Genomic DNA, 10,836 nt, shown 5'->3' on the forward strand with positions numbered 1-10,836 from the left:
TCCTGGGAGTCCACTCCGCCCGCCCAACGGGCCAGCGGCTCCTCAAGATTGACGTACCAGTTCTTGAACCGCCAGTCCGGCTCCCAGAACAGCCACACCGACCACGGCTCGCCGGGGCGGGCGAGCTTCAGCACTCCCGTGCCGGACCAGCGGTCGCGGAGCACCGTGCGCGGCTTGGTGTAGCGCGAGGCGAGCGGCTCCAGGTGCACGGGCGTGCCGTCGGCGAGCACGGGCTTCACGCACTCGGTGCCGGGCGCCATCCACACGGCCAGCAGCTCGGCGTCGTCCCGTACCACGGTGACGGGACGCGCGATGTGGAAGCGCGTGCCGCCGTTCTCCCGGTAGCGCCACAGGATCTGCGTTCCGGGGGCCCAGTGGGCCGTCGTACCGCCCGCCTTCACGTCTCTCACCGCTCCGTCGTCCGCCATGCACAGATATTAGGTGCCCAGGGCACAGGACGCCGTGGGGCACTCCCGCGGTTCGCGCCCGGGGCACGAACCGTCACGGGTGTGTCATCCGCAGGACGTCCAGCGCCTCGTCCAGCTGCTCCACGGTGAGGTCGCCGCGCTCCACGTAACCGCTCTCCTCGACCACCTGACGGATCGTCTTCTGCTCGGCGAGGGCCTTCTTGGCGACCTTGGCGGCCTCCTCGTAGCCGATGTACTTGTTGAGCGGGGTGACGACGGACGGGGAGGACTCCGCGTACTCGCGGGCCCGCTCACGGTGGGCGACGATCCCGTCGACGGTCCGGTCCGCGAGCAGCCGGGAGACGTTCGCCAGCAGCCGGACGGACTCCAGGACGTTCTTGGCGATGACCGGCAGCATGACGTTGAGCTCGAAGTTGCCGGCGGCGCCGGCCGTGGCGACGGTGGCGTCATTGCCGACGACCTGGGCGGCGACCATGAGCACGGCCTCCGGAATGACGGGATTCACCTTGCCCGGCATGATGGACGACCCCGGCTGGAGGTCGGGCAGCGCGATCTCCGCGAGCCCGGTGCGGGGGCCGGAGGACATCCAGCGCAGATCGTTGGCGATCTTCGTCAGGCCCACCGCGATCGTCCGCAGCTGTCCGCTGGTCTCCACGATGCCGTCCCGCGCGCCCTGGGCCTCGAAGTGGTCGCGGGCCTCGGTGAGCGGCAGCCCGGTGACGCGGGCGACCTCCTCGATCACGGCCGCGGAGAAGCCGGGCGGGGTGTTGATGCCGGTGCCCACCGCCGTGCCGCCGAGGGGGAGTTCGGCGAGGCGGGGCAGGGAGGCGTTCAGCCGCTCGATGCCGTAGCGCACCTGGGCCGCGTAACCGCCGAACTCCTGGCCGAGGGTGACGGGGGTGGCGTCCATCAGATGCGTACGGCCCGACTTCACCACGTCCTTGAACTCGTCCGCCTTGCGGGCGAGGGCGCCGGCGAGATGGTCGAGGGCGGGGATCAGGTCCCGGGTGACGGCGGCGGTGGCGGCGATGTGGATGGAGGAGGGGAAGACGTCGTTGGAGGACTGGGAGGCGTTGACGTGGTCGTTCGGGTGAACGTCACGGCCGAGCCGCTCGGTGGCGAGGGTGGCGACGACCTCGTTGGTGTTCATGTTGGACGAGGTGCCGGAGCCGGTCTGGAACACGTCCACGGGGAAGTGCTCGTCCCACCTGCCCTCGGCGACCTCGGCCGCGGCCTCCTGGATCGCGGCGGCGACGTCCTTGTCGAGCACACCGAGCTCGGCGTTGACCTTGGCCGCCGCGCCCTTGATCCGCGCGAGCGCCTCGATGTGGGCGCGCTCGATCCGCTGCCCGGACACGGGGAAGTTCTCCACCGCCCGCTGCGTCTGCGCACGCCACTTGGCGTCGGCGGGGACCCGGACCTCACCCATGGAGTCGTGCTCGATGCGGTATTCGCTCATACCGGGTACAGCGTGCGGGGAACCGCGGATGTTCCGGAGCTGGGCCGAACGGGTGACGGGGGTTGGCGGGGGGACCGGCGGCGGGCGAAGGGCCGCCCCCGCCAGTCCCCTTCCGGCTACGCCAGGCCGGGACCGCGGACCGGGATCGACGTGAACGTCGGCTGCGGGGCCGGGTCCTGGAAGAAGTCGTTGCCCTTGTCGTCCACGACGATGAAGGCCGGGAAGTCCTCGACCTCGATCTTCCAGACCGCCTCCATGCCCAGCTCCTCGTACTCGAGGACCTCGACCTTCTTGATGCAGTCCTGGGCGAGCCGGGCCGCCGGGCCGCCGATCGAGCCCAGGTAGAAGCCGCCGTGCGCGTCGCACGCGTCGGTGACCTGCTTGCTGCGGTTGCCCTTGGCCAGCATCACCTTGGAGCCGCCCGCCGCCTGGAACTGCTCCACGTAGGAGTCCATGCGGCCGGCCGTGGTCGGGCCGAAGGAGCCCGACGCGTAGCCCTCGGGGGTCTTGGCCGGGCCGGCGTAGTACACCGGGTGGTCCTTGAGGTACTGCGGCATGTCCTCGCCCGCGTCGAGCCGCTCCTTGATCTTCGCGTGGGCGATGTCGCGGGCCACGACCAGTGGACCGGTCAGCGACAGGCGGGTCTTGACCGGGTACTTGGTCAGCTCGGCGAGGATCTGCTCCATCGGCTGGTTCAGGTCGATCCTGACGACGTCACCGGACTCGTCGAGGTGCTCGTCCGTCGTCTCCGGCAGGAACCGCGCGGGGTCGGTCTCCAGCTGCTCCAGGAAGACGCCCTCCGCCGTGATCTTGGCGACCGCCTGACGGTCCGCCGAGCAGGAGACGGCGATGGCGACCGGGCAGGACGCGCCGTGCCGGGGCAGCCGGACCACGCGCACGTCGTGGCAGAAGTACTTGCCGCCGAACTGCGCGCCGATGCCGATCCTCTGCGTCAGCTCGAAGACCTTCTCCTCCAGCTCCTTGTCCCGGAAGCCGTGGCCGAGCGGCGAGCCCTCCGCGGGCAGGTTGTCCAGGTAGTGCGCGGAGGCGTACTTGGCCGTCTTCAGCGCGTACTCGGCGGAGGTGCCGCCGACGACGATCGCCAGGTGGTACGGCGGGCAGGCGGCCGTGCCCAGCGAACGGATCTTCTCCTCCAGGAACTTCATCATGGAGGCCTCGTTCAGGACGGCCTTGGTCTCCTGGTAGAGGAAGGACTTGTTGGCGCTGCCGCCGCCCTTGGCCATGAACAGGAACTTGTAGGCGCCGCCGTCGGCGGCGTACAGCTCGATCTGGGCGGGGAGGTTGGAGCCGGTGTTCTTCTCCTCCCACATGGTCAGCGGCGCCATCTGCGAGTACCGCAGGTTCAGCTTGGTGTAGGCGTCGTAGATGCCGTGCGAGAGGGCCTTCTCGTCCTCACCTTCGGTGAGGACGTTCTGCCCGCGCTTGCCCATGACGATCGCGGTGCCGGTGTCCTGGCACATGGGCAGCACGCCGGCCGCCGCGATGTTCGCGTTCTTCAGCAGGTCCAGGGCGACGAACTTGTCGTTGGAGCTCGCCTCCGGGTCGTCGATGATCCGGCGCAGCTGGGCGAGGTGGGCGGGGCGCAGGTAGTGCTGGATGTCGTGGACGGCCTCCTCGGCGAGCTTGCGCAGCGCCTCCGGCTCGACCTTGAGGAACGTACGCCCGTCGGGCCCCTCGACGGTGGAGACGCCCTCGGACGTCACCAGCCGGTACGGGGTGGTGTCCTCACCCTGGGGGAGCAGATCGGTGTACGCGAATTCAGGCATCTCAGCCCATTCCTCACTCGGCAGACGACTGCCCGCCTCCATTGGCGGGCACCGACCAGCGTAGAACCTGCCGCCGGCGGCGGACCTGTGAGGTCCCGCTCACCTGGCGCGGGCCCCGCGTTCCCCGCTCGCGCCGCGCCGATCCGTCCACACCCCTAGTCGCGATCTATCGCGTTTCGGTACGCTGCTGCCGTGGACCTTCAGAAGCAGCAGACCGAACAGCGTCCGGCCGCCCCCGCGGGCGTCACCGAGCTGCGCGCCTCGGACGCCGACCGTGACCGTATCGCCGACATCCTGCGCGAGGCGCTCGCCGAGGGCCGGCTGACGGCCGACGAGCACGCCGAGCGCGTCGAGGGGGTGCTGAACGCCAAGACGGTCGGCCAGCTGGAGGTCTTCATCCAGGACCTGCCCGCCGGCCGGCGCGGCCCCGCCGCCCCCGCCTACGCCCCGAACCGCCCCGCCGCCGGTGCGATACCCCACGAGGCCGACGAGAACGTGGTGGCGGTGTTCAGCGCCGCCACCCGAAGGGGCCGCTGGCGCGCGGGCCGCCGCCTGCACGCGTACTCGGTCTTCGGCAGCGTCGAGATCGACCTCAGCGAGGCGGTCTTCGAGTACCAGCAGGTCGTCATCAAGGCCGTCTCCGTCTTCGGCGACGTCCAGATCCGCGTCCCGGAGAACGTGTCGCTGCGCGGCACCGGCGGCGGCGTCCTCGGCAACTTCGAGGTGGAGCCGCTGGACGCCGAGGACCCCGACGCGCCCGTGGTCTACGTCGACGGCTGGGCGGTGCTGGGCAACGTGGAGGCGCGGCCCAAGCGCGGCAAGCTCGTCGCGGACATCCTCGACCGCGTGCAGCGCAAGGTCGACAAGCGTTTGCGCAAACACCTCTGACCGGTCCGGCGGTTCGGGACTCAGTGCATAGGCGCGCGCACAGCGGGTAGGCCTTGCTGCATCGTCTGTCTCTCGCTCGCGAAGCCGTCGTCAGGAGAAGACCGTGCTGCAACCGCCGCATTCGTCCCTGCAGGTCGCTGCCGTCCCGGCCCAGCGGGTGCCAGTGCGGGACAGGGACCAAGACGCCCCCTGGCACACCGAGGCGGTGTGCCGGCGCGACGAGGCCGGCCTGTTCTTCGCACCCTCGAAGGAGCCCACCGCCGCACGGCTGTCCCGTGAGGAGGCGGCCAAGCGGGTCTGCGCCCGCTGTCCGGTGATGGTCGAGTGCCGTGAGCACGCGCTGCTCCAGCCCGAGCCGTACGGCGTCTGGGGCGGCCTGACCGCCGCGGAGCGCCGCGTGGTACTCGCCCGGCGCCGCCGCCGCGACGTGGAACTGAAGCAAGCCGCCCGCGCGGGCCGCATAGCCCAGGCCGGCTGAGCGGCCCGGCCGAGGGAGCCGCGTACGTACGCGGCGGGCTCGCGCGTACGCACTTCGTGCACGGAAAAGGGGCGTCCCTTCCGCACAAGGGGCGCCCCGTCGCCGTAGCAGGCTGGTGCCGGGCTACTTCGCCCGGTCGAAGTCGATCGCGCTGTAGGCGCGCAGCTTGCTCAGCCGGTGCTCGGAGTCGATCCGGCGGACCGTGCCGGACTTCGACCGCATGACGATCGAGTCGGTCGTCGCCGTCTCCGAGCGGTAGCGCACCCCGCGCAGCAGCTCGCCGTCGGTGATGCCGGTGGCGACGAAGAAGACGTTCTCGCCGGAGACCAGGTCGTCCGTGGTCAGCACCCGGTCGAGATCGTGCCCGGCGTCGATCGCCCGCTGCCGCTCCTCGTCGTCCTTGGGCCACAGCTTGCCCTGGATGGTGCCGCCCAGGCACTTCACGGCACAGGCCGAGATGATGCCCTCCGGCGTGCCGCCGATGCCGAGCAGCAGGTCCACGCCCGTGCCCTCGCGCAGCGCGTAGATCGACCCGGCGACATCGCCGTCGGAGATCAGCTTGATGCGGGCGCCGGCCTCGCGGATCTCCTTGATGATCCCTTCGTGGCGCGGCCGGTCGAGGATGACGACGGTGACGTCCTCGGGCGTGGAGCGCTTGGCCTTGGCGACGCGCTTGATGTTCACCGACACCGGCGCGTTGATGTCGACGAAGTCGGCCGCGTCCGGGCCGGTGACCAGTTTGTCCATGTAGAACACGGCGGACGGGTCGAACATCGCGCCGCGCTCGGCGGCGGCCAGTACGGCGATCGCGTTCGGCATGCCCTTGGCGGTCAGGGTGGTGCCGTCGATCGGGTCGACGGCGATGTCCACCTCGGCGCCGGTGCCGTCGCCCACGCGCTCCCCGTTGAAGAGCATCGGGGCCTCGTCCTTCTCGCCCTCGCCGATGACGACGACGCCGTTCATCGACACGGTGGAGACGAGGGTGCGCATGGCGCGCACGGCCGCGCCGTCGGCGCCGTTCTTGTCACCGCGCCCGACCCAGCGGCCGGCAGCCATGGCGGCTGCCTCGGTCACCCGGACGAGCTCCAGGGCGAGGTTGCGGTCGGGGGCCTCGGAGGGAACATCGAGCTCGGACGGCAAGTGATGATGCTCGGTCATCGGAGCGCACCTTTCTGATACGACGACGGCCGGATGAGGGTCTTGGCCATGACTCTATCGCCGGGCAGACAAAATGAGCAGGGGACCCCACGGATGAGCGGGCCGGACACCTGCGACGATAGTGGGCGTGGCAGGTTCGAACGGCAAGCAGAAGACAGTGCGGAGCATGCTCCTCTCCCTGGGCGTGACCGCGCTCGCGGCGGGGTCCGCGTACCTCTTCATCCCGCACGACGATCACGCTCCCGACCTCAAGCGGGTCGACTACCGGGTCGAACTGCTCACGGCCCGGCGGGCGGCGGCGTACCCGGTGGCGGCGCCCCAGGGTCTGCCGGACACCTGGAAGGCCACCTCGGTCCGCTACCAGGCCGACCGGAACGACCGCTGGCACCTGGGTTTCCAGGATCCCGAGGGTCAGTACGTGGCGGTCGAGCAGTCCACTCAGGACAGCGCCGACTTCATCGACGACGCCAGCCAGGGCGCCCACGCGACCGAGGTGACCCAGAAGATCGACGGCCGGACCTGGACCCGGTACACCGGCGGCCGCTACGACGCCCTGGTGCTGAAGGGCCCCAAGGGTTCCACCACGGTGGTGGCGGGCACGGCGTCCTTCGACCGCCTGACGGCGATGGCGCAGGCGCTGAAGACGTCCTGACGCCGGCGCGGGGGGCGCTACTGCTCGGCGCTGGTTTCTCTGCGTGGCGCGGCGGCGCCACTGCGCGGCGCGGGGCGCTACTGCGCGGCCTCGGGTCCGTCCTCGCCGTCCTCCGCCGCCAGAGCGGCGTCCAGGCGGGCCCGGGCGCCCTCCAGCCACCGCCGGCACACCCCCGCCAGCTCCTCGCCCCGCTCCCACAGGGCGAGGGACTCCTCCAGGCTCGTACCGCCCGCCTCCAGGCGCCGGACGACCTCGATCAGCTCGTCGCGCGCCTGCTCGTAGCCGAGCGTCTCTTCCGCCGGTGCCGCCTTGCTCGTCATACGCCCACCCTAGGTGTCGACCCGAACCGTGAACTCGCCCTCGGCGACCCGCGCGCGCAGCGCCTCGTCCGCCGTCACCTCGGCCGGGTCGCGCACCACGTGCCCGTCGGCCTTCTGCAGCACCGCGTACCCCCGGCGCAGCGTCGCGGCGGGGGAGAGGGCCACCACGCGCGCGTGCGTGTGCGCCACCTCCGAGTCCGCGCGGTCGAGGTGGTGCCGCAGCGTGCGCCGGGCGCGGTCGAGCAGCGCGGCGATGTGGTCGGCCCGCTCGTCGACCATGCGGTGCGGGTCCTCCATGCAGGGCCGGGCCAGGGCGTGGGCCAGGCCCCGCTCCTCGCGCTCGACGTGGGCGCGCACGCACCGGCGCGCCCGGTCGCGCAGCTGCCGCACCCGCTCGTACTCCTCGCCGACGTCCGGCACGACCTTCTTGGCGGCGTCGGTCGGGGTGGAGGCCCGCAGGTCGGCGACGTAGTCCAGGAGCGGGGTGTCCGGCTCGTGGCCGATCGCCGAGACGACGGGCGTACGGCAGGAGGCGACCGCGCGGACGAGCTGCTCGTCGGAGAACGGCAGCAGGTCCTCCACGCTGCCGCCGCCGCGCGCCACGACGATCACGTCCACCTCCTCCAGCTCGTCGAGCTCCTTGACGGCCTGGACGACCTGCGCGACCGCGTGCACACCCTGCACGGGGACGTTGCGCACCTCGAAGCGGACGGCGGGCCAGCGGTGCCGCGCGTTCTCCAGCACGTCACGCTCGGCGGCCGAGGCGCGGCCGCACACCAGCCCGATGAGCTGCGGCAGGAACGGCAGCGGCTTCTTGCGCCCGGGCGCGAACAGTCCCTCCGCCGCCAGGGTCTTCTTCAGCTGCTCCAGGCGGGCCAGCAGCTCGCCGACGCCCACCGGCCGTATCTCGGCGGCCCGCAGTGACAGCTGCCCGCGCGGGGCGTACCACTCCGGCTTGGCGTGGACCACGACCCGGGCGCCCTCGCCCACGACGTCGGCGATCGCGTCGAACACCTGGCGGTAGCAGGTGACGCTGACCGAGATGTCGTACGACGGGTCGCGCAGGGTCAGGAAGACCACGCCCGCGCCGGGCCGCCGCGACAGCTGGGTGATCTGCCCCTCGACCCACACCGCGCCGAGCCGGTCGATCCACCCGCCGATCAGCCGTGAGACCTCGCCGACGGGCAGGGGGGTCTCGGGGGACGTGGTGAGAGCCATGTCCGCGAGCGTAGCCCCCGCCACCGACAACGCCACAGACGGCGCGGGCCCGTGACCGGCGCACCTGTGGGGGATCTTCGGCGCCGGGGAGGCGGCCTTACGATGGGTGTCATGACTGCTTCGACCGGCCGCCGTGTCCTGCTCGCCGCCCCCCGTGGCTACTGCGCGGGTGTGGACCGCGCCGTGATCGCCGTCGAGAAGGCCCTGGAGCAGTACGGGGCCCCGATCTACGTCCGGCACGAGATCGTCCACAACAAGTACGTCGTACAGACCCTGGAGAAGAAGGGCGCCGTCTTCGTCGAGCGGACGGAGGAGGTGCCGCCGGGCAACATCGTGATGTTCTCGGCGCACGGCGTGGCGCCCGTCGTCCACGAGGAGGCCGAGCGCGGCCGCCTCGCCACCATCGACGCGACCTGCCCCCTGGTCACCAAGGTGCACAAGGAGGCCGTCCGGTTCGCCAAGGAGGACTACGACATCCTCCTGATCGGGCACGAGGGCCACGAGGAGGTCATCGGCACCACCGGCGAGGCCCCCGAGCACATCCAGCTCGTCGACGGCCCCGAGGACGTGGCCGGCGTCGAGGTGCGCGACCCGTCCAAGGTGGTGTGGCTGTCCCAGACCACGCTCTCGGTCGACGAGACCATGGAGACGGTCGACGCGCTCAAGGACAAGTTCCCGCAGCTGATCTCCCCGCCCAGCGACGACATCTGCTACGCCACGCAGAACCGCCAGCTCGCCGTGAAGCAGATGGGCGCCCAGGCCGACCTGGTGATCGTGGTCGGCTCCCGCAACTCCTCCAACTCCAAGCGGCTGGTGGAGGTCGCGAAGATCGCCGGCGCCGCCGAGGCGTATCTGGTGGACTTCGCCGACGAGATCGACGAGGCCTGGCTGGAGGGCGTGACCACGGTCGGCGTGACCTCGGGCGCGTCGGTGCCGGAGGTGCTCGTCGAGCAGGTCCTGGAGTGGCTGTCGGCGCGCGGCTTCGAGGACGTGGAGATCGTCAAGGCCGCGGAGGAGTCCATCACCTTCTCGCTGCCCAAGGAGCTCCGCCGCGACCTGCGCGACGAGGCGACGACGCTGGCCGCGGAGCGCGGGGGATCGGGTACGGCGGCGGAGTGATCCCCTGCCGTGACGTGACCGTCAGTCGTAGGCCGTAACGTGGAGCCATGCAGATCTTCGGCGTGGACATCGGCGGTTCGGGCATCAAGGGCGCCCCTGTGGACCTGGACAAGGGCGACCTGGCCCAGGAGCGCCGCAAGGTGCTCACCCCGCAGCCGGCGACGCCCGACGGAGTGGCCGAGGGCGTCCGGCAGGTCGTGGAGCACTTCGGCTGGGACGGACCGGTCGGCCTGACCTTCCCGGGCGTCGTCACCGGCGGCGCCACGATCCGCACGGCGGCCAACGTCGACAAGAGCTGGATCGACACCGACGCGCGCGAGCTGTTCGGCGGGCGGCTGGGCGGCCTGCCGGTGACGGTGGTCAACGACGCGGACGCGGCGGGCGTCGCCGAGATGCACTTCGGCGCCGGCCGGGACCGGCGGGGCACGGTGATCCTGCTGACCTTCGGCACCGGCATCGGCAGCGCGGTCTTCGTGGACGGCCGCCTGGTCGCCAACACCGAGCTGGGCCACCTGGAGCTGGACGGCCACGAGGCGGAGAAGCGCGCCTCCAGCAAGGCCAAGGACGACCACGAGCTCACGTGGGAGCAATGGGCCCGCCGGGTCCAGAAGTACCTGGAGCACGTCGAGATGCTGTTCTCCCCGGAGCTGTTCATCATCGGCGGGGGCGTCAGCCGCAAGGCCCACAAGTTCCTGCCGCTGATCGAGGGCATCAGGGCGGAGATCGTCCCCGCCCAGCTGCAGAACAACGCGGGGATCGTGGGAGCGGCGATGAGAGCGGCGGAGCTGCGCTGAGCGGGGCGGTCCGGCTGACGGGGCCCGGCGTGCCGCCTGGCTCACGCGGTCCGGCGTGCCGCCTGGGCCGCGCCGTCCGGCTGACGCCGCTTGGCGCGCGCCGCCCGGCCCGCGCCGCCCGGCCCGCGCGGCCCGGTTCGAGCTGCCCGGCTCACGCTGCCCGGGTCAGGCCGTTGTGCGGCCGCCGCGTGCCGTGCGTTCCCGTACGCCTCGCACGCCCCCTGCGCCCCCTACGCGCCGTCCGCCTCGTACGAGCGCCGTCCGCCGCACCGCCGCCGTGCGCCGGGTCAGGGTCGCCCGGCGCACCAGCGCGGTGACCCCCGCGAGCAGCGTCCCCCCGTACAGCCAGCCCGCCTGGGTGGCCAGCGCGGTCACCAGGCCCATCACCGTGCCGAGGATCCCCCCGTCCCCCTTGGCGACAGGCAGCACGCCGACGGCGAATCCGATCGGCACCACCACGGGCGCGGTCAGCAGGTCGCCCCTGCGCACCCACAGGGCGGTCAGCACGGACACCGGCAGGAACAGCACGCCGTAG

12 protein-coding genes are annotated in these 10,836 nt (G+C 71.7%); 5 read left to right on the forward strand and 7 right to left on the reverse strand.

All coding sequences use genetic code 11. From position 1 onward, the window contains the following. The 3 genes from IE249_RS36365 to IE249_RS05740 all read right to left on the reverse strand — a co-directional run. A partial coding sequence (locus IE249_RS36365; protein ID WP_229857586.1) for a ribonuclease FAU-1 family protein occupies nucleotides 1-428 on the reverse strand: 428 nt, incomplete at its 3' end. A 73-nt stretch (nucleotides 429-501) separates the two neighbouring features. Next, complete coding sequence (locus tag IE249_RS05735; protein ID WP_189703627.1) at nucleotides 502-1,887, reverse strand: class II fumarate hydratase; 1,386 nt, start codon at nucleotides 1,885-1,887, stop codon at nucleotides 502-504. A gap of 116 nt (nucleotides 1,888-2,003) precedes the next feature. Beyond that, nucleotides 2,004-3,674 carry a fumarate hydratase gene (locus IE249_RS05740; protein WP_189703628.1) on the reverse strand — a complete coding sequence of 557 codons (1,671 nt, stop codon included), beginning with the start codon at nucleotides 3,672-3,674 and terminating at the stop codon, nucleotides 2,004-2,006. Nucleotides 3,675-3,866: 192 nt separating this feature from the next. Here IE249_RS05740 and IE249_RS05745 point away from each other — a divergent pair, with 192 nt between their 5' ends. Both IE249_RS05745 and IE249_RS05750 read left to right on the forward strand, forming a co-directional pair. Then, complete coding sequence (locus tag IE249_RS05745; RefSeq protein WP_189703629.1) at nucleotides 3,867-4,562, forward strand: DUF1707 SHOCT-like domain-containing protein; 696 nt, start codon at nucleotides 3,867-3,869, stop codon at nucleotides 4,560-4,562. Nucleotides 4,563-4,665: 103 nt separating this feature from the next. Further along, nucleotides 4,666-5,040 (forward strand): WhiB family transcriptional regulator, encoded by a 375-nt coding sequence (locus IE249_RS05750; protein WP_189703630.1) that lies wholly within the window; start codon nucleotides 4,666-4,668, stop codon nucleotides 5,038-5,040. A gap of 123 nt (nucleotides 5,041-5,163) precedes the next feature. Here IE249_RS05750 and glpX read toward each other — a convergent pair whose 3' ends face one another. Next, nucleotides 5,164-6,198, reverse strand: coding sequence for a class II fructose-bisphosphatase (gene glpX, locus IE249_RS05755; protein ID WP_189703631.1), 1,035 nt, complete (start codon nucleotides 6,196-6,198; stop codon nucleotides 5,164-5,166). A gap of 127 nt (nucleotides 6,199-6,325) precedes the next feature. Between glpX and IE249_RS05760 the strand changes: the two genes are divergently transcribed. Then, on the forward strand, nucleotides 6,326-6,850 hold the full coding sequence (locus IE249_RS05760) for a DUF4245 domain-containing protein (protein WP_189703632.1): 525 nt from the start codon (nucleotides 6,326-6,328) through the stop codon (nucleotides 6,848-6,850). Nucleotides 6,851-6,927: 77 nt separating this feature from the next. Here IE249_RS05760 and IE249_RS05765 read toward each other — a convergent pair whose 3' ends face one another. Then, nucleotides 6,928-7,170: an exodeoxyribonuclease VII small subunit gene (locus tag IE249_RS05765; RefSeq protein ID WP_189703633.1), complete on the reverse strand. Its 243-nt coding sequence runs from the start codon at nucleotides 7,168-7,170 to the stop codon at nucleotides 6,928-6,930. Between the two features lie 9 nt (nucleotides 7,171-7,179). Continuing rightward, entirely contained in the window at nucleotides 7,180-8,388 is a 1,209-nt protein-coding gene (gene xseA / locus IE249_RS05770; RefSeq protein WP_189703634.1) for an exodeoxyribonuclease VII large subunit, read from the reverse strand. A 102-nt stretch (nucleotides 8,389-8,490) separates the two neighbouring features. Here xseA and IE249_RS05775 point away from each other — a divergent pair, with 102 nt between their 5' ends. Further along, nucleotides 8,491-9,507, forward strand: coding sequence for a 4-hydroxy-3-methylbut-2-enyl diphosphate reductase (locus tag IE249_RS05775; protein ID WP_189703635.1), 1,017 nt, complete (start codon nucleotides 8,491-8,493; stop codon nucleotides 9,505-9,507). Between the two features lie 47 nt (nucleotides 9,508-9,554). Next, entirely contained in the window at nucleotides 9,555-10,301 is a 747-nt protein-coding gene (gene ppgK / locus IE249_RS05780) for a polyphosphate--glucose phosphotransferase (protein ID WP_189703636.1), read from the forward strand. Between the two features lie 165 nt (nucleotides 10,302-10,466). Here the strand turns inward: ppgK and IE249_RS36370 are convergent. Then, a partial coding sequence (locus IE249_RS36370) for a DUF6542 domain-containing protein (protein WP_229857588.1) occupies nucleotides 10,467-10,836 on the reverse strand: 370 nt, incomplete at its 5' end.

The sequence above is a fragment of the Streptomyces anandii JCM 4720 genome, assembly GCF_014650655.1.
Classification (GTDB): Bacteria; Actinomycetota; Actinomycetes; order Streptomycetales; family Streptomycetaceae; genus Streptomyces; species Streptomyces anandii.